Annotated in this window: 14 protein-coding genes; all 14 read left to right on the forward strand. The window is 63.0% G+C overall.

Annotation, left to right across the window (positions count from 1 at the left end):
- Positions 1 to 115 precede the first annotated feature (115 nt).
- The 14 genes from ACEW8N_RS13895 to ACEW8N_RS13960 all read left to right on the forward strand — a co-directional run bounded on the left by ACEW8N_RS13895 (position 116) and on the right by ACEW8N_RS13960 (position 18,497).
- Positions 116 to 568 (forward strand): type VI secretion system domain-containing protein, encoded by a 453-nt coding sequence (locus ACEW8N_RS13895; protein ID WP_373500432.1) that lies wholly within the window; start codon positions 116 to 118, stop codon positions 566 to 568.
- Positions 569 to 615: 47 nt separating this feature from the next.
- A complete protein-coding gene (gene tssB, locus ACEW8N_RS13900) occupies positions 616 to 1,140 on the forward strand; it encodes a type VI secretion system contractile sheath small subunit (RefSeq protein WP_373500433.1) in 525 nt (174 codons plus the stop codon).
- Between the two features lie 36 nt (positions 1,141 to 1,176).
- Complete coding sequence (gene tssC / locus ACEW8N_RS13905) at positions 1,177 to 2,673, forward strand: type VI secretion system contractile sheath large subunit (RefSeq protein WP_373500434.1); 1,497 nt, start codon at positions 1,177 to 1,179, stop codon at positions 2,671 to 2,673.
- A 66-nt stretch (positions 2,674 to 2,739) separates the two neighbouring features.
- Positions 2,740 to 3,231 carry an Hcp family type VI secretion system effector gene (locus ACEW8N_RS13910; protein ID WP_373500435.1) on the forward strand — a complete coding sequence of 164 codons (492 nt, stop codon included), beginning with the start codon at positions 2,740 to 2,742 and terminating at the stop codon, positions 3,229 to 3,231.
- Between the two features lie 70 nt (positions 3,232 to 3,301).
- Positions 3,302 to 3,745, forward strand: coding sequence for a type VI secretion system baseplate subunit TssE (gene tssE / locus ACEW8N_RS13915; protein ID WP_373500436.1), 444 nt, complete (start codon positions 3,302 to 3,304; stop codon positions 3,743 to 3,745).
- Positions 3,746 to 3,846: 101 nt separating this feature from the next.
- A complete protein-coding gene (gene tssF, locus ACEW8N_RS13920; protein WP_373500437.1) occupies positions 3,847 to 5,652 on the forward strand; it encodes a type VI secretion system baseplate subunit TssF in 1,806 nt (601 codons plus the stop codon).
- 31 nt (positions 5,653 to 5,683) lie between these two features.
- Positions 5,684 to 6,739 (forward strand): type VI secretion system baseplate subunit TssG, encoded by a 1,056-nt coding sequence (gene tssG, locus ACEW8N_RS13925; RefSeq protein ID WP_373500438.1) that lies wholly within the window; start codon positions 5,684 to 5,686, stop codon positions 6,737 to 6,739.
- 203 nt (positions 6,740 to 6,942) lie between these two features.
- Positions 6,943 to 9,582 carry a type VI secretion system ATPase TssH gene (gene tssH / locus ACEW8N_RS13930; protein WP_373500439.1) on the forward strand — a complete coding sequence of 880 codons (2,640 nt, stop codon included), beginning with the start codon at positions 6,943 to 6,945 and terminating at the stop codon, positions 9,580 to 9,582.
- A gap of 75 nt (positions 9,583 to 9,657) precedes the next feature.
- Positions 9,658 to 11,208, forward strand: coding sequence for a type VI secretion system contractile sheath domain-containing protein (locus tag ACEW8N_RS13935; protein WP_373500440.1), 1,551 nt, complete (start codon positions 9,658 to 9,660; stop codon positions 11,206 to 11,208).
- Positions 11,201 to 12,700: a methyltransferase gene (locus tag ACEW8N_RS13940; protein ID WP_373500441.1), complete on the forward strand. Its 1,500-nt coding sequence runs from the start codon at positions 11,201 to 11,203 to the stop codon at positions 12,698 to 12,700. The genes ACEW8N_RS13935 and ACEW8N_RS13940 overlap by 8 nt, the downstream gene beginning before the upstream one ends.
- A gap of 38 nt (positions 12,701 to 12,738) precedes the next feature.
- Positions 12,739 to 14,004, forward strand: a complete 1,266-nt coding sequence (locus ACEW8N_RS13945) for a tetratricopeptide repeat protein (RefSeq protein ID WP_373500442.1) — start codon at positions 12,739 to 12,741, stop codon at positions 14,002 to 14,004.
- A gap of 46 nt (positions 14,005 to 14,050) precedes the next feature.
- Positions 14,051 to 16,264: a putative Ig domain-containing protein gene (locus ACEW8N_RS13950; protein ID WP_373500443.1), complete on the forward strand. Its 2,214-nt coding sequence runs from the start codon at positions 14,051 to 14,053 to the stop codon at positions 16,262 to 16,264.
- A gap of 143 nt (positions 16,265 to 16,407) precedes the next feature.
- Positions 16,408 to 17,298, forward strand: coding sequence for a serine protease (locus tag ACEW8N_RS13955; RefSeq protein WP_373500444.1), 891 nt, complete (start codon positions 16,408 to 16,410; stop codon positions 17,296 to 17,298).
- A 5-nt stretch (positions 17,299 to 17,303) separates the two neighbouring features.
- Positions 17,304 to 18,497 (forward strand): serine/threonine-protein kinase, encoded by a 1,194-nt coding sequence (locus ACEW8N_RS13960; RefSeq protein ID WP_373500445.1) that lies wholly within the window; start codon positions 17,304 to 17,306, stop codon positions 18,495 to 18,497.
- Positions 18,498 to 18,545: the final 48 nt, after the last annotated feature.

The raw sequence follows: 18,545 nt of genomic DNA on the forward strand, positions 1-18,545 counted from the left end.
ACGTGGCGCTGCCGCCGTGTAGCAAGCCCAAGGGGTCGATGAAAAACGCGGCATCAGTTGCGGATAGCGTCGTTGCCCACAGGTTCGGATCGAGCATTCGTCGCACTTTGACTTCATGCACTGCGGCGCGGCCGCAGGCGCCGGTGCCCCCCTTCCCGTGTATCCGGCCGCCCGCCTGTCGGATTCCGGGGCGATCGAGGAGGCTGTCTGGCGGGACGCCCTGGGGCAGCTGAAGTCATCGGGGCTGAAACCGGCCCTGGCGCAGTTGATGGGTGCCGCCTACACGGCGGTTTCGCCCCGACAGAAGAGCCGGTACCGGCTTTTGATGGCCAAGCTCTGCCTGAAGGCCCGCCGGCCGGATCTCGCAAGACCCCTGATCGAGGAGCTCAGCGCCCTCGTCGAGGAGATGAACCTAAGCCGGTGGGAGTCCCCCATCTGGATCGCCGATGTCCTGGACACCCTCCGCCAGTGCTTGATGACGGCAGCGCCGGACAGCGACGACGCCTTCCGGGCCAGGGACCTTCTGAAAAGGATCTGCACGCTGGATGTGACCCAGGCCCTCGACTAGAGATCACGCGAATCAAGACGTTCCGTTTTGTTTGGAAAGGAGGAACCATGGCCAGAGAAAGCAGGCAACACACCCTCGATCGGGTCCGGTCTCCCCGGGTGCATATCACCTATGACGTGGAGATCGGGGACGCGATCGAAATGAAAGAGATTCCCTTTGTCGTCGGCGTGCTGGCCGATCTTACAGGGAAGCCCGAGGAGCCGCTGCCCAAGTTGAAAGACCGGAAATTCATCGAAATCGACCGGGACAACTTCAACAATGTCATGGAAGGCATGGCGCCCCGCCTGGCATACCGGGTCGAGAACCGCCTGACCGGGGACGGATCCAAGATGGCGGTGGATCTCCGGTTCAAGAATATCGACGATTTCCATCCGGAGAAGGTGGCCGAGCAGATCGACCCGCTGCGGAAACTGGTCGAGACCCGGGGGCGGCTCTCGGAGCTCCTGACCAAGCTCGACGGCAACGACCGTCTTGATGAGCTGCTCCAGGATGTCCTGTCCAACACCGAGTCCCTGCAGAAACTGGGGGAGGCCGCCGGCGTCGCGGCGCCGAAAGAGGAACCCAAGGGCTGAAGAGCATAACCCATGAACCCACCAAGGAGGGGCGATATGGCCGAAAATGAACAACAAGCGCAGCCTGAGGCCGCACGCACGGAAGAGATCCAGGAGGAGCCGAGTCTTCTGGACACGATCATTCAGGAAGGCCGCATGGCACGGGAGGAAAGCTACAAGGAGCGGGCCAGGGACCTCATCGGAGAGTTCGTGAGTCAGATCATGGAAGGCACGATGACCATCGCCAGGGACACCGAGGCCATGATCAACGCCAGGATCGCCCAGATCGACACGCTCATCTCCGAGCAGCTCAACGAGGTGATGCATGCCGAGGAGTTTCAGCGGCTGGAGGCCTCCTGGAGGGGGCTGCATTACCTGGTGCACCAGTCGGAAACCGGAGAACGGATGAAGATCCGGGTGATGAACGTCTCCAAAAAAGACCTCCTCAAGGATTTTGAAAAAGCCAGCGAATTCGACCAGTCGGCGCTGTTCAAAAAGATCTACGAGGAGGAGTTCGGCATGTTCGGCGGGGCTGCCTACGGCGCCCTCATCGGCGACTACGAGTTCAGCAACCACCCCCAGGATATGGCGCTGCTCGAGGAGATGTCTCATGTGGCGGCGGCGGCCCATGCGCCGTTTATCTCGGCCGGGTCCCCCAAGCTGTTCAATCTGGACAGCTTCACGGAGATCGGAAACCCCAGGGACATGGCCAAGACCTTCCAGAGCGTGGAATACGCCAAATGGAAGTCGTTCCGGGATTCTGAGGATTCCCGCTACGTGGGGCTGGCGCTCCCCCATATCCTCATGCGGCTTCCTTACGGACAGGCGACCGTGCCCACGGAATCCTTCAATTTCGAGGAGAACGTGGACGGTACCGACCACGGGAAATATCTGTGGGGCAACGCGGCCTGGGCCCTCGGGACGCGCCTCACGGATGCCTTTGCCAAATACAGTTGGTGCGCCGCCATCCGGGGGGTGGAAGGCGGCGGCCTGGTCGAGGGGCTGCCCACCCACACCTTCCGGACAGACGAGGGGGAGGTCGCCCTCAAGTGCCCCACCGAGATCGCCATCACCGACCGGCGGGAAAAGGAGCTGGCGGACCTGGGGTTCATCCCGCTGGTCCACTGCAAGGGGACCGACTACGCGGCCTTTTTCAGTACCCAGACCGCCAACAAGCCCAAGGTTTACGACACGGATTTCGCCAACGCCAACGCCCGCCTCTCCTCCCAGCTCCAGTACATCCTGGCCGTGTCGCGGTTCGCTCATTACCTGAAATCGATCATGCGGGACAAGATCGGGTCCTTCATGACCCGGAAAAACGCCCAGGATTTCCTGAACCGGTGGATCAGCAACTATGTTCTTCTGGATGATGACGCGGGCCAGGAAACCAAGGCCCGGTATCCGCTCCGGGAGGCCCGGGTGGATGTCAGCGAAATCCCCGGAAAGCCGGGCGCATACCGTGCGGTGGCGTTCCTGAAGCCGCATTATCAACTGGATGAACTGACGGTGTCGCTGCGTCTGGTGTCGGAGCTGCCCCCGCCCGCCAAGGGATAGGCGGCGGGTGCGGGCGTCGACGCGGCGCAGGCGGTATATTCAACCCAAAGCGTAAAGGAGGCCACCATGCCAGCGGATGTATTTTTAAAAATCGACGGGATCAAAGGAGAGAGCACGGATGACAAGCACAAGGAGTGGATCGAGATCCTCTCCTTCAGTTGGGGCTGCAACCAGCAGGCCTCGGCGTCGGCGAGCACCTCCGGAGGAGGGTCGACCCAGCGGGTGGATTTTGCGGATTTCAACATCGTGAAAACGATGGATTCCGCGTCCCCCCTGCTTTTCAAGGCCTGTGCCAAAGGGGACCACATCAAGGAGGTCATCCTGGAACTCTGCCGAGCCGCAGGGGATGAAAAATTGAAATTCATGGAATACAAGATGGCGGATGTCATCATCAGCAACGTCAGCGTCGGCGGGAGCGGGAGCGGGGATTCCACCGAAAGCGTCTCCTTCAACTACGGGAAGATCGAACAGACCTATACCAAGCAGAAGCGTGAAGACGGGACTGCCGGCGGAAATGTGCCGGCGGGATGGGACCTGAAGGCCAACAAACCGGTATAGGCCCCGATGCGTGAAACAGATATGAGCCGGTCCGATGGTGGATAAACATCGTGCGAATGCGCAGGCATCTGTGCTGGACAGACTGGTGGACACCGAGCCCCAACTGTCGCGCGAGGCTGTTCAGCGCAGATTGTTCGACAGCGACCAGATCCGTGCGTCCGTGGTCCGGGATCTGGAGAACCTGATGAATACGCGGCGGAAGATCACGGTCCCGCCCCCGGGCCTCGAAGAGGTGAACCGGTCGCTTCACATGTACGGGCTTCCGGATTTTTCGTCGGAAAACCCGAGAAGCCCTGTTTTTCAGAGAAGGCTCCTGCAGGCCATCGAGCAGGCCATCGCCAGATTCGAGCCCCGTCTGAGGAATGTCGCCGTCCGGCTGGACACCTCCGTAAAGCGGGAGCGGGTTTTCAGCTTCAGGATCGCAGGCGTTCTGGTGGTGGAGCCCCTGTCCGAGCCGGTGGTCTTCGATTCCTACTACGATGCCAAACGGGGGAACTATGTGGTGTCGGGGTGAGGGCGGCGGCGGACAGACACAGGGGCTGAACCGGAAACCGGCCCGGACCCGGGCCATGGCTTTTGCTCCCAATCCTCTATCGGAAGTGATGCGGGGTGAGTATGGAAGACCAACTGCTTTCCTACTACGAGCGGGAACTGACCTTCATTCGCAGGATGGGGGCCGAGTTTGCGGGGAAGTATCCCAAGATTGCCGGCCGTCTTCTCCTGGAGGCGGATAAGTGTGAAGACCCGCACACCGAGCGGCTGATCGAGGCATTCGCCTTCATCAGCGGGCGCATCCACAAGAAAATCGATGACGATTTTCCCGAGATCACCGAGGCCATCCTCAATATCGTCTATCCCCACTATGTCCGGCCGATCCCCTCCATGACCATCGTCACCTTCGCGCCCATCCCCCAGAACATCCCGCCGGTCGGCAGCCGCTTGCCCCGGGGAACCCGGCTCTTTTCAAAGCCGGTCAAGGGGGTGCCGTGCCAGTTCACCACCTCCCAGGACGTGACGATCTGGCCCGTGGAGGTCGTCTCCGCGTCCATGGGCGATCCTGAGCGACTGGTCAACGGCGCGCAGCAGGTTCTTTCCATCGGTCTCAAGACCTTCAACGACATCCAGGTGTCGGAGCTGGCCTGGGACCGCGTCCGGTTTTTCCTTCAGGGGCAGCACCAGCATGTATTCCTCCTCTATGAACTCATCTTCAACCATGTCTGCCACGTCGAATGCGAGGTCCAGGGCAGGGACGGCAAAACGATCCGCGTCACACTTTCCGCGGACGCCATACAGCCGGTGGGATTTGCGCGGGATGAAGAGATTCTGCCCCATACGAAGCGGTCCTTTCCCGGATACCTCATGCTTTTTGAATATTTTGCCTTTCCCGAAAAATTCCTGTTCTTCGACCTTGCGGGGCTGGAGCACCTGGCCGGGTACGATCTGGCCGATGCCCTGCGCATCCTGATCTACCTGGATACGACGCTCAGGGCCAGGCTGCCCGTCGACCGGAATACCTTCCAACTGAACGCCTCACCGGCGATCAATCTCTTCAGCCGGATCGCCGAGCCCATCCGGGTGGATCACCGAAAGCCCGATTACGCGGTGATACCGGACATCCGGAGGCAGGAGGCCACCGAGGTCTTCTGCGTGGACAGGGTGATCGCGGCTTCGGCGGAACATGCCGAAACATCCATCGAGTTCAAGCCGTTCTATTCCATTCGGCATCATCTGGGCGAAGGACGGGGGGAGGACCGGAAGGTCTTCTGGCACCTCAAACGGCGCCTGTCGGGCAAGAAGGGAGACGCGGGAACCGATCTCCTCCTCTCCTTTACGGACCTCGGCCTCCAACCGGCGGGTCCCGGGGTGGAGATCCTGACGGTTCATGTGACCTGCACGAACCGGGACCTTCCCGGCCGCCTGCCTTTCGGGGACCCCGAGGGGGACTTCGACCTGGAGACGGCGGCCCCGGTGGCCCGGATCAGCAGCCTGATCAAACCGACGGCGACCCGCCGCCCGTTTCTGGATGGCGCGCTCCAGTGGCGGCTGATCTCCCATCTCTCCCTCAACTACATGTCCCTGGTGGCCGGGGGGGAGGATGCCTTCAAAGAGATCCTGAGCCTGTACGATTTCGAAAATTCTGCGGCGACGCGGCAGCAGATCCAGGGCATCGCGGGCCTCACGTCCCGGTACGTGACCAAGCGCGTCGGCCGGTCCTTCTGCCGCGGGGTTCAGACCACCGTGACCTTCGACGAGGACAAATATGTCGGTGCGGGCCTGTTTCTGTTTTCGGCGGTCCTGGAGCGGTTTCTCGGGCAATACGTATCCGTCAACTCGTTTTCCCAGCTGGTGGTGAAAACCCTTCAGAAGAAGGATGCCGTCAAGCGATGGTCGCCCAGGAGCGGCGATCGCATCCTCATTTAAGCCATTGACCCTTGGACGAGCAGGGTGGGAAATGACATCCGAGATGCCGCTTCACCAGAAAGACGCCCGGCGCGGGAAGCCCTCCGGAGAGAGCCTCGCGGCCCGGCTGTTCCGCGAGATCTTCCGGTTTTCCTTCTTCAAGGCGGTGAGCCTCCTGGAGGCCCTGGCGCCGGACAGGAAACGGCTGGGGGAAGCCCTGACCCCGGGCGAGGAGGCGGTGCGGTTCAGCGTCAAACCCGGCTTTGCCTTTCCGGCCTCCGACATCTCGGGCCTTCGAGCGGCCGCAGACGGTCGGGTGCCGGAGATGTCGGTCACCTTCATGGGGCTGATCGGCCCCAACGGCATCCTTCCGGACTGGTACAATGAACTGGCGCTGGAGCGGAACCGGGAAAAGGATTTCGCCGTCACCGCGTTTTATGACATGTTTCACCACCGGATGATTTCTCTCTTCTACCTGGCATGGAAGAAACACCGGTTTCCTGAAAATTACCTTTCCGGGGCGCGGGACCGGCTGTCAAGGCATCTCTTTTCGCTGATCGGCCTGGGGACTCCGGGCCTCTCGGGCCGCATGGGCCTTCCCGAGGAGTGCCTGCTCTTTTATTCCGGGCTGCTTTCCCGGACCGTCCCCTCTGCCATCGCCATCGAGGCGGCGGTGGAATACCTGGCCGACGTCCCCGCGCGGGTCGAGCCCTTTATCAACCGGATGCTGCCCCTCAGCGAGGAGGACCGGACCCGGATCGGCGCGGCCAACAGCCGGCTGGGGGAGGATACGGTCTGCGGGAGCTACGTCTGGGAAAACCAGACGAAATTCCGCGTCAACCTGGGGCCCATGCACTACCGCCGGTTTCTGGATTTCATTCCCACCGGCAGCCTGCTTCGGCCGATCTTCGCGCTGGTGAGATATCAGGCCGGCATCGAGTTTGAACTGGAGATCCGCGTGCACCTGAAGCGGGAGGAGGTCCCGGGTTGCATCCTGGGGTCCGACGCCCCGTCCGCCTCCCGGCTGGGCTGGTCCACATGGATCAGGCATCCGGATTTCGTGCACGCCGCGGATCCGCATGTCACGTTTCCGGACCATAACCCCTGAGGGCCGTTCCTCCCCGACCCTGTTTCAGCGGCGGCGGCGAGCGGCCGGAAAGATTTCAACCCGAATGTGGCTGATCCCAGGGTCGAACAGCCATGGACAGCGTGGCATCAGACAGCGCGGCGATGGCCGACCCCGCGCCGCATCAACCCCGTGCGCCAAGACCCGCGCGCCAAGACCGGCGCGCAAAAGAAAGGAGCGTCCCCATGCCCGGATCCAACCTGAAATCGCTCATCGCGAAATTGAACGCCACCTGCCGCCAGGCGCTGGAAGCCGCCGCGGGTCTGTGCCTGTCCCAAACCCACTATGAAGTGGAGATCGAGCATTTTTTCATCAAGCTGCTCGACATCCCCAACACGGATTTTGAGAAGATCCTGCGGTATTTCGAGATCAACACCTCGCGGCTGATTGCCGACCTGACGCGGGCCATGGAGGGGTTCAAGACCGGCAACGCCCGGAACCCCGCCCTCTCGCCCCGCATCCCGCGGATGATCGAGGATGCCTGGCTCTCGGCTTCGGTTGACTACGAGGCGTCCCGTGTGCGGTCGGGGCACATCCTGGTGGCGCTTCTAGGCAGCGACGAGACCGCCCGGATGCTGAAATCCAGCTCCGCCGCTTTTGAAAAGATATCCCCCGAGCAGTTGGGGCGGAACCTCATGGACCTGGTGGCGGGCTCCGTGGAGGATGCGGGCGCGGAGGCCGGCCAGGCCCCCGGGGACGGCGCCCCCCGAAAGGAGGGGCCCGCGGGCACCAAGGCCCTGGACCAGTTCACCATCAACCTGACAGAGCGGGCCCGGAAAGGCGAGATCGATCCGGTTCTGGGCCGGGATGTGGAGATCCGCCAGATGGTGGACATCCTGATCCGAAGGCGGCAGAACAACCCCATCCTCACGGGGGAGGCCGGGGTCGGTAAGACGGCCGTGGTCGAGGGGTTTGCCCTCCGCATCGTGGAAGGGGACGTCCCCGAACCCCTCAGGAACGTTGCGCTCCACACCCTCGACCTGGGGCTGCTCCAGGCCGGGGCCGGCATCAAGGGCGAGTTCGAAAATCGCCTCAAGGGGGTCATTCAGGAGGTGAAAGCCTCTCCCATCCCCATCATCCTGTTTATCGACGAGGCCCACACCCTGATCGGCGCCGGCGGAGCACAGGGGTCCGGGGATGCGGCCAACCTCCTGAAGCCGGCCCTGGCCCGGGGGGAGCTCCGGACCATCGCGGCCACCACGTGGGCAGAGTACAAGAAATATTTCGAAAAGGACGCGGCCCTGACCCGCCGGTTTCAGGTCGTCAAGATCGAGGAGCCCGACGAGGCCAACTGCCTGGCCATGATGCGGGCCGTGGGACCGTTTCTGGAGAAGCACCACAAGGTCATGATCACCGACGAGGCCCTCCTCGACGCGGTGAGGCTCTCCCACCGCTACATCTCGGGCCGGCAGCTCCCGGACAAGGCGGTGAGCGTACTGGACACGGCCTGCGCGCGGGTCGCCATCGGCCTCAACACCATCCCGCCGCCCATCGAGGCGGCCAACCGGGAGATCGCCCACATCGGCCGCGAGATGAAGATCCTGAAACGCGAATCCCTCATGGGGAGGGACCACGCCGCCCGCATGGAAGCCCTTTCGGTGCGGAAGGCCGACACGGAGACCGAACGCGAGGCGCTGAACGCGCGCTGGGAAAAGGAGATGGCTGCGGCCCGGCAGATCCTGGCCCTGCAGCAGGAGATCCAGGCCGCCGTCGAGGCCGAAGGCGGGGCGGCGGAGCCGGGCGATCTCCAGGTCCGGCTGAAAGCCCTCGAGCTCGAGCTTGCGGCCATCCAGGGGGATGCGCCCATGGTCCAGGTCGCCGTGGAGTCCCAGGTCGTCTCGGAGGTGATCTCCGGCTGGACCGGCATCCCGACCGGCCGCATGATGGCCGACGAGATCGAGACGGTCCTGGGCATCGAGGAGCTTCTCCGCCGGCGGATCATCGGCCAGGACCACGCCCTTGCCGCCATCGCCCAGATGGTCCAGACCGCCCACGCCGGTCTCGAGGACCCGTCCAAGCCCACGGCGGTCCTGATGATGGTGGGCCCCAGCGGGGTCGGCAAGACGGAGACGGCCCTGGCCCTCGCCGAGCTTCTTTACGGCGGAGAGCAGAACGTCATCACCATCAACATGTCCGAGTACCAGGAGGCCCACACCGTCTCGGGCCTCAAGGGGTCCCCGCCGGGGTATGTGGGGTACGGAGAGGGCGGGGTGCTCACCGAGGCGGTCCGGCGCAGGCCCTACAGCGTCGTCCTGCTGGACGAGATCGAAAAGGCCCACACGGACGTCACCGAGATCTTCTACCAGGTCTTTGACAAGGGCATGATGGAGGACGGAGAGGGCCGGCGGATCGATTTCAAGAACACCCTCATCATCATGACCTCCAACCTGGGCACCGACCTGATCATGAAGGTCTGCGCCGACGAGGAGACCATGCCCGATGCCCCGGCCCTGGCGGAAATGCTTCGACCCGAACTCCAGAAGCATTTCAAGCCCGCTTTCCTGGGGCGGCTCAAGGTGGTGCCCTATTTCCCCATCACCGACGCCAACATGCGGCGCATCGTGAAGCTCAAGCTGAACCGCATCGCCCGGCGGATGAAGGAGAACCGGAACGTCGAGTTCGTTTACGGCGACGAAATTATCGACGCCGTTGCCGGCCGCTGTACCGAGGTGGACAGCGGCGCCCGGAACATCGACCACATCCTGACCAACACCCTCCTGCCCGAAATGTCCAAAGAGATGCTCTCGATCATGGCAGCCGGCGGGGAGATGCGGACGGTGCGCGTGGCCATCGCGGGAGAGGGGTTTGTGTTCGACATCGCATAACGGAAATGACCCGGCCCGCGCGGCGGCAAGGTTCATGCGGCGCCGTGCGGCTCAATAGGAAAAGGGGAGTTGTCCATGCCTACGGATCCATCCACCATAGACGTCAATATCCGCCTTGCCTCCTCAGGCGATGCCCCGGTGTCCGGGCCAACCTCGGACATGCCGTTCCGGATCGCCGTCATGGGGGATTTTACCGGGCGCATGAACCGGAAGGTCTCGGAATCCCTCCGGGACCGCCGCCCCGTCCCCGTCGACCGGGATACCTGCGCGGCGGTGCTGGCCGGGCTCTCCCCCGAACTGGTCCTGGGGTTTGCGGGCGACGGAGAGGCGGGCGTCCCGATCCGGATCCGGGAGCTGGAAGATTTTCACCCGGAGCGGCTCTTTGAAACCCTCGCGGTATTCCAGGAGCTCCGGCAGGTGCTGAGGGACCTGGAGGACCCCCGGACGGTTGAATCTGCCGCGGCCCGTATTGCATCCTGGACCGGGGATGACCGGTCGACAGGGAAGGCGGCCCCGCCGGAAAGGGAGGCCGATGAAGGCCCCCAAGAGGCGGGGGGCGGAATCCTGGACCGGATCCTCGACGAGGCCGAGGGAGCTGTCGATGCGCCGAAACCCGGGGCGGGCCGGTCCGCCTGGGACCGGTTCCTGGGGGCGATCGCGTCCTCCTGCCGGGCGGCACCGGAGGATCCGCGCCGGGACGCGCTCCACACCGTCGTGTCGGGGATGATCTCCGAGATCATGCGCCGGATTCTCCACCACCCCGATTTTCAGCGGCTCGAAGCGCTCTGGCGGGGGGTGTGGCAATTGGTGACCGACCTGGAAACGGACGAATGGCTCAGCATCCATCTTCTGGACATTACCTGGGCGGAGCTCTCGGCGGACCTCTCGGGATCGGAGAACGGCGCGGATTCCGATATCTACAGGCTCCTGGTCCAAGAGGCGGTCCGCACGCCGGGCGCTTTTCCCTGGGCGGTGGCGGCGGGCTGCTATGCCGTCGGCAGTGCGGCGGACGTGGTGGTGCTGGCCCGGATGGCCCGGATCTCGGCCGCGGCGGGGGCCCCGTTTCTCTCGGCTGCGGACAGCAGGCTCATCGGGTGCGCCTCCATCGCCGAAACCCCCGACCCCCGGGACTGGCGGCCGGAGGCCGATGTCAACGCGGCCCTGAAGGCCCTCCGGGGCCGGCCCGAGGCGGTCAGTGTCGGTCTGGCCCTGCCCCGGTTCCTGGTGCGCATGCCCTATGGCCCGGAAACGGACCCGGTGGACGGCTTCGATTTCGAGGAGATGGGGGAGCCGCCCCGCCACGAGGACTACCTGTGGGGGGATCCGGCCCTCTTCTGCCTTCTCATCATGGGCCGGTCTTTTTCCCGGGACGGCTGGGATCTCCGGCCGGAGCGCGGCCTGGAGATCGGGGGGCTTCCCCTCCATCTCTTCCGGGAGGGCGGCGAGAGGGCGGTCAAACCCTGCGCCGAGGTGCTCCTGACCGAGACTGCGGCCCTGCGGATCATCGAGATGGGGATCATGCCGCTCCTGTCGATCAAAAACCGGGACGTGGTGCGGCTGGGGCGGTTCCAATCCCTGTCGGATCCCCCGGCGCGGCTTTCCGGAAGGTGGGACGCCCATGAATAGCGGGGCGACCGGCCCTTTCCGGCTCGACGAAGCGGGGATTTCCCGCATGCGGGAGGTCTTTGCCGCGGCTGATTTTACCGAGGCCGGCGTGGTCCGGCACCTTCACTCCCGGGACCCCGTCAAGGTCGAGGCGCGAGAGATGCCGCGCCTGCTCAGCATGACCCGCGGGGGAACTCCCCTGGATGTCTTCATCCGGCTGTTCATCATGGGGGTTGCGGTCCCGGCGGATGCGGCCCGGACGGCGGTCTCGCCCATGGCCCTCGATGCCTGGGAAGAGGTCGGGCTCCTTTCCGCCGCGGGAAGCTCGGTGCGCGCCCCGCTCAGGCTGGTCCCCACGAGCCACCTCCTGGCGGCCTTCGACCCGTCGACGCGCGGAACCGATGCCGAGACCCGGCCGGACCATGTCCACGGGTTGGGGATCAGCTCCCTCAACCTCATGAACGCGACCATCCGGAGGCCGGTGGAGAGGACCCTCGACCTGGGGACCGGCTGCGGTATCCAGGGGATGATGTGCGCGGGGCACAGCCGTCGGGTCGTCTCCACGGACATCAACCTGCGGGCCCTCAACATCGCCCGGTTCAACACCATGCTGAGCGGCCTGGAGAATATCGAGTTCCGATGCGGGAGCCGTTTCGAACCGGTCACGGGGGAGCGGTTCGACCTGGTTCTCATGAACCCGCCGTTCGCGATTTCGCCGGATCATCGCTTTCTGTTCCGGGACGGCGGCATGACGGGGGACGGGTTCGTGAGGGCGCTGATCGGAGAGGCCCCGGCCCATCTCACCGAGGGCGGTTACTGCCAGATCACCGCCCAGTGGGCTCACCAGAAAGGCTGCGCCTGGCAGGATCGGCTGAAAGGGTGGGTCGAGGGCAGCGGGTGCGACGCCTGGGTCATCCGGCTCACGACCCAGAATCCGGAAACCTACGCGGCCAACTGGATTTCCGAAACCGAAAAGCTGGCCCCCATGGATTACGCAAAAAAATGGGATGCGTGGATGGCCTATTTTGAAGCGGCCGGCATCGAGGCGGTCAGCACCGGCATGATCACCCTGCGGCGCAGGCATTCGTCCGATCACGGCTTCTGGATCACGGAAGACGCCGAAAGCGTCGGCCCGCATGCCGGCGAGGCATGGCACCGGGGATTTCTCCTGCGGGACTTTCTTCGCAGCACGCCGGCCCCCGAATGGCTCGATCTCCCGTTTCAGATTTCCCCCGAGGCCCGGATCGACCAGAGCCTGAGGCCGTCGGCCCCTGGGTGGCGGGCCGAGAAGACCGTCCTGAGACACGCCGGGGGCATCCGTTACGCCGGCAATCTGGACGGGCTGATGATCGGTCTGCTGGGCGGGTGCGACGGCCGGACGCCCCTCGGGACCCTGGTGGACGCCCTGGCCCGGGACATGGGAACCGAGAGGGGCGACATCGCGGCCTCCGTGCTCGATGTGATGCAACACCTCATCGTGCGGGGCTTTGTGGTACCGCCCGCGTTGATATGATGTCCATGCAACCACTACTTCCGGAAGGTAGGTGAAACATGAGGAAAATTATTTTTATCCAAGCGTTCGTCCTGATGGCGCTGCTGTTTTTCGGCTTCGGCTGTTCGAGCAAAATGGCAGGAGAGGTGCAGTTGGGATTCGGCAATTATGGCGCCGCCATTCAAAATTTCGAGAAAGCGGTTTCGGAAAACCCGGATGACGGGGAGGCGAGGAAGCTGCTGGGAATCGCCTATTACAAGAACGGGCAGGCCGAGCCGGCCGCCCTGGAGCTGACAAGGGCGCTGGAAATCCTGCCGGACGACCCGGACGCCCGCTATTACCTGGGACTGGCCGAACTCCGGAGGGGAAACGGCGAAAGCGCCGCCCGAAACTGGCGCCGGCACCACGATCCGGAGCATCCCAGGGTTCAGGAGGCCGTCAACCAGCAGTTGACGCTGCTTGAAATCAGCCAGAGCATAAAGCTGGCCAAAAAAGCCGTCGCAGACGAGGAATCGCTGCAGACGCAGGCGCCTCAGCCTGGAAGCGTTGCGGTTTTCTATTATTACGACGCCACCCCGGACCAGCAGTTCCGCTATCTCCAGAAAGCGCTGGCGGCCATGATCATCACCGATCTGTCGCAGGTGAAGTCTCTCACCGTGGTGGAACGCCTGAGGGTGCAGTATCTCCTCGAAGAGATGGCCCTGGGCCGCACCGATGTGATCGACCCGGGCACCGCACCCAGGACCGGCAGACTTCTGGGGGCGGAAAGCCTGGTGATCGGCACCCTCGCTTCGGGTAGCATCCAGAGTGAAACCTCCGTTGCCTCCACCGTGAAAAAGGATGTGATCGCCACATTCCCCGCGGCCGATGAAGAGGAAAACTTTTTCAAGCTCGAAAAGGAGATCGTTTCGAATCTCCTGGGCATCCTGAAGATCTCTCCGACCCAGGCCGAAAAACAGGTCATCGACAAATACCATACCACCAGCTACCCCGCCGTGATCTGCTACGGGCAGGCCCTGGATGCACAGGACAAGGGTCAATGGAAGGATGCCCGGGAATATTACCGCTGCGCCCTGACCGCGGACCCCGGCTTCTCCCTGGCCCGACAGGGCCTCGATCACTGCCCGGGTGAGAATGCCCCCGGAATCGGCGAGCTGGGCGAGATGGACGCATCGGGATTGGCAGAAATGGCGGAAACCGGCATCCGGAGCGCCCAGGTCAGGGATCATCACGAGGCGGAGCAGGAACAGAGAACCGGCAGCACCGGAGACCGGGAAGAGGCGGATGCGGGCGACGGCAGGGGGGATATCTCCGTGAGCTGGTGAAAATGATGCACGGAACGGGACAACCTTACGATATGGAGGGAGCGCCATGAGGAATATAAAACGATTTCATACGGCCAGATGGTATGGCATGTTGGGGACGATCTGCCTTGTCTTCCTCATGTTGTCATGCAGCGGCGGGGGAGGTGGGTCACAGGAATCCGGGTCCCCGACGGGAAGCGGTCAGATCCTGCTGACCCTCCAGATAGACGAAAGTGGAATGGATGGCTACGGGCTCAAGCAGACGGGCGCTGAATTCGACTGCGTCGGCAACCACATCGACACCATCGAGATCCTGGTGAAAGACGCCTCGGGGAACGAGATCGCCCAGGGCGGTCCTTTCGACTGCACGGGCGGCACCGGCACCGTTTCAGACGTCCCGGCCGGGATAGGCTACACGGTCCAGGTCAATGCCTTTGATGAGGGCGGGGTTATGATCTTCAGCGGCGAGGTTACGGGCGTAACAGTGCTGCCGAACCAGGTCAACGCCGTGGGGCCCGTCATCTTACTTCAGGTGAAGAACCGGGAGCCGCGCATTGAGCCGCCCATCGGGGACAAAACCGTGCTGGAGGGTGAACTTCTTCTTTTTACGGTAACGGCCGAGGACCCGGATGCGGCTCAGACCCTTACATTTGAAACCGGCGTTCTTCCCCGGGGGGCCGTCTTTGATGCGGAGACCGGGGTGTTTTCCTGGACTCCGGGCTTCACGGATGCCGGCGCTTTCCAGGTCTTTTTCCGGGTGGTGGATGACTGGGAGGGCGACCCCGCCAGCGATGCCGAAACCATCAATATCCTCGTGGGAGACGTCAACGGCCCGCCCACCATGGCCCCTCCGGGAAATTACCGGATCGACGAGGGGGAGACCGTCTCCTTTGCGGTGACCGCCTCCGATCCGGACCCGGGGGATACGCTGGCTTTCAGCGCGGGCGATCTCCCCAGGGGCGCTTCCTTCAATCCGGCGACCGGCAATTTCACCTGGGAAACAGGGTTCGAGGATTCCGGGAACTACACCGTGACCTTCAGGGTGACCGACGACGGGAATCCGCCCGGAAGCGATTCCAAATCGGCGGCCATCACGGTGGGGAACGTCAACCGCCCGCCGATACTGGATCCCATCGGCAACCGGGAGGTGGACCAGGGGGAGATTCTGGAGATCGTTGTCACCGCCAGGGATCCGGACGGCGACAACCTGACCTTCAGCGCCGCCAATCTGCCGACCGGGGCGTTGTTCGACCCCCAGGGCCAGACCTTCTCCTGGCAGCCCGGGACAGGTGACATCGGCACCCACACGGTGCTCTACAGCGTTGCCGATGACGGCGAGCCGCCCTTAGGCGACAGCGAGGAGATCACCATCACGGTGGGGACCGGCAACCGCCCGCCGGAGTTGAACCCCATCGGCAACCGGTCGGTGGATGAGGGGGCGCTCCTGGAAATCGTCGTCACGGGGAGGGACCCGGACAATGATCCGCTGGTCTACAGCGCCGAGAATCTGCCCCCCGGGGCGGCCTTCGACCCCCAGACCCAGCGGTTCACCTGGCAGACGGGGTTCGAGGACGCGGGAAATTACCCGGTCACGTTCATTGTCTCCGATGTTCGGGAAGATTCGCTGAGCGACGCCGAAACCATCACCATCACCGTGGGGGATGTGAACCGTCCGCCGGTGATGTCCCCCATCGGCACCCGGACCATCGATCTGAGCGTCAGTCAGGAAATATCGTTCACCGTGACCGCCATTGATCCCGACGGGGACCCCCTGACCTATGACGTGATCCGGCCGCCGGAGGGGTCGACTTTCGAGAACCAGGTTTTTCGCTGGCGGCCCGACATCCCCGACATCGGCATCCATATCGTCACGTTCCGGGCGAGCGACAACCAGGATCCCCCGCTGTCGGACACGGAGGATGGCAGGGTGATCGTCACCTATCCACCGCCCACCGTGGTATCTACCTCTCCTGCAAGCGGTCAGCAAGGCGTCGATAGCGGTATTTCGAGTATCAGCGCGGTTTTTTCCAGGGAGATGGACCCGGCGACGATTCCTCAGGCCTTCATCGTTGAATATTTTACGGATGGGGTATTTTTGGATCTCTCGGGGAGCGTTAGCGTAAGCGGCAGAACCGCCACATTCAGAATAAACGAGACGGAATTGCCGTTGCCTTTCGGCACAATTGTCCGCGCCACCATATTCCGGTCCGCGAGAGATACCAGGGGGGTGGGCATGGCGTCGGATTATCAGTGGACTTTCACTACCGAGATCCCCGGGTAGGAACCGATGGGGCAGGTACATCACTAACCTCAACAGGATGTTGCAGTGCTCGCAAAATGCTGAAATCTGGACTTCATCAAATAGTGATCGGTTGCCTCCTGATCTTTCCACTGCTGATGCCGGCGGTGTGCCAAGGTCAGGGGGTGGACACCGGAGAGGTGTTTCCCCTGCCCGCGGCGGAGATGGAGGCCCGGATTAAAGCGGGGCTTGAGCAGCGCGGTTTTGTTGTTCTCAAAAGCCCCCTTGCCATGGGGATGACGGCCTTGAAAGCGCAGAAGGGGGAGGAAACCCTGCGGTTCATCCTGGCGCCCCGGTCGGCCCTGGCGACCCAGGTGCAGGCCTCCGGTGCGGCCGGGGGCCGGACCGGGGAAGCCTATCTGAGGGATATCATGGGGCGGCAGCGCCTTCCGGCAACGGAGGGGTTCGCCGACAGGGGGCCTGCGGCCTCCGATGGATCGTCCAACCTGGCGATTCCCAATCCGATCCTGGCCAGAATCGAATCCGTCGTCTGTGTTACGGCAGTGTTGAAGGAGCGGACGGTGCAGTTTTCGGGATTTGTCGTGGACAAGTCCGGCCTGATCCTCTGCACGGCCCACGACCTCAAGCAGATCCAAGCCATGAATGCCGTGTTCTACGACGGCGGCCGCATGGAGGCCCGCATCGTCAGGATGGATCCGCGCCGCGACCTCGTGCTCCTTCAGGTCCCGGCCCGCCTTGACGCCTATATCCCGCTGACCGGCGGACGGAACCTGGTCGGCATGGGGGAGCGACTCTTCACCGTCGGCTGTCCGGAGAACCTGAACGGCACGGTCTACAGCGGGTTCGTCAACGGACCGCCGAGACGGGTCAAGGATCTTCCCCTGTGGCAGGTCAACATGGAAGTCCTGCCGGGCAGCAGCGGCAGCCCGGTCTTCGATGTCGAGGGAAACCTCATCGGCATGGTCAAGGGCCGCCTCCGGGGAACGGATTCGGTGGGATTCTTGATCCCCGTCGAGACGATGATCGCTTTTCTGAAAGAGAACCAGAGAAGGTAAGGTAGATGCTGAAATTCGGCCGCTATGAAGTGATCAGCGAGTTGGGAAAAGGGGCCATGGGGGTGGTCTACAATGCCCACGACCCCAGGATAGACCGGTTCGTTGCGTTGAAAGCCCTGCACGATAATCTCGTGAACGACGATTATTTTGTTCAGCGGTTTTTTAAAGAGGCTGTGGCCATCGGGCGCCTTTCCCATCCCAATATCGTCACGGTCTATGACGTCGGCCAGGATCACGGGACAATCTATATCGCGATGGAACTCCTGAAGGGCAGGGCGATCAGCGACCTCGCCAGGGAACGGCCGTTCGGCATCGATGAGATCGTCCGGATCGGCATTCAGACGGCGGAGGCCCTGGATTACGCGCACGGCAGGGGCATCGTCCACAGGGACATCAAACCGGCCAACATCATGCTGGGGGAGGACAACCAGGTCAAGATCACCGATTTCGGGATCGCCCATATCGAGGATGTCTCCTCCACCCTCCAGACCCGGGCCGGCGAAATCCTCGGAACCCCGGTCTACATGTCCCCCGAGCAGGTGCTGGGGACACCCCCTGACGGCCGGTCGGACCTATATGCCCTGGGGGTCATCCTGTATGAGCTGGCGGCGGGAAAAAGGCCTTTCGGGGGGCCGAACATGGCCGTCATTTTCAAGCAGGTGACCGACAGGAAGCCGCCGGCCCCCGTTTCCGTCAATCCGTCAATCCCCCGGGCACTGTCGGATATCATCATGCGGTGCCTGGAGAAGAATCCGGACCGGCGGTTTCAGACCGGCCGCGACATGGCCGAAGCCCTTCGCGCTCTATCCGTTATTAAAACCGAGAAGAGAGCCGATGGGGCTTCCGTACAGAGGAGAAGGATCCTCAAATCGATCTATGCGGTCGGTGTCCTGGCGTTTTTGCTGATCGCCGTGGTGATCGGGCTTAAGGTTTTCCCGCTGAAAGAGCAGGTGGTCGAGGAACCCCCGAAGCCTCCGGTAGAAACGGCGATGCTGACCATTGAGAGCGACCCGGTGGACGCGGAGGTGTTCATCAACGGCACGCTGAAGGGACGCACGCCCCTTCAGATCGAGCTCCCCCTGGGCAAGCAGGAGGTCCGGATGCAGCTCCAGGACTACTACAACTGGGAAGCCCAGATCGATCTGGACCAGGCCGGTGAAACGCCGGTATTCGTGAAATTGAACCCGGTGGCCGATTGAGCGGTATTTCTTCATTAGATTACAAATGATTATATTGATTCATGACCA

This window comes from Desulfococcus sp. (assembly GCF_041737845.1).
Lineage (GTDB): Bacteria > Desulfobacterota > Desulfobacteria > Desulfobacterales > Desulfococcaceae > Desulfococcus.

Bases quoted from the DNA above. Each gene is read 5' to 3' on its own strand.
- ACEW8N_RS13895 (WP_373500432.1), top strand. From the start codon at position 116: ATGCACTGCGGCGCGGCCGCAGGCGCCGGTGCCCCCCTTCCCGTGTAT.
- tssB (WP_373500433.1), top strand. From the start codon at position 616: ATGGCCAGAGAAAGCAGGCAACACACCCTCGATCGGGTCCGGTCTCCC.
- tssC (WP_373500434.1), top strand. From the start codon at position 1,177: ATGGCCGAAAATGAACAACAAGCGCAGCCTGAGGCCGCACGCACGGAA.
- ACEW8N_RS13910 (WP_373500435.1), top strand. From the start codon at position 2,740: ATGCCAGCGGATGTATTTTTAAAAATCGACGGGATCAAAGGAGAGAGC.
- tssF (WP_373500437.1), top strand. From the start codon at position 3,847: ATGGAAGACCAACTGCTTTCCTACTACGAGCGGGAACTGACCTTCATT.
- tssG (WP_373500438.1), top strand. From the start codon at position 5,684: ATGACATCCGAGATGCCGCTTCACCAGAAAGACGCCCGGCGCGGGAAG.
- tssH (WP_373500439.1), top strand. From the start codon at position 6,943: ATGCCCGGATCCAACCTGAAATCGCTCATCGCGAAATTGAACGCCACC.
- ACEW8N_RS13935 (WP_373500440.1), top strand. From the start codon at position 9,658: ATGCCTACGGATCCATCCACCATAGACGTCAATATCCGCCTTGCCTCC.
- ACEW8N_RS13940 (WP_373500441.1), top strand. From the start codon at position 11,201: ATGAATAGCGGGGCGACCGGCCCTTTCCGGCTCGACGAAGCGGGGATT.
- ACEW8N_RS13945 (WP_373500442.1), top strand. From the start codon at position 12,739: ATGAGGAAAATTATTTTTATCCAAGCGTTCGTCCTGATGGCGCTGCTG.
- ACEW8N_RS13950 (WP_373500443.1), top strand. From the start codon at position 14,051: ATGAGGAATATAAAACGATTTCATACGGCCAGATGGTATGGCATGTTG.
- ACEW8N_RS13960 (WP_373500445.1), top strand. From the start codon at position 17,304: ATGCTGAAATTCGGCCGCTATGAAGTGATCAGCGAGTTGGGAAAAGGG.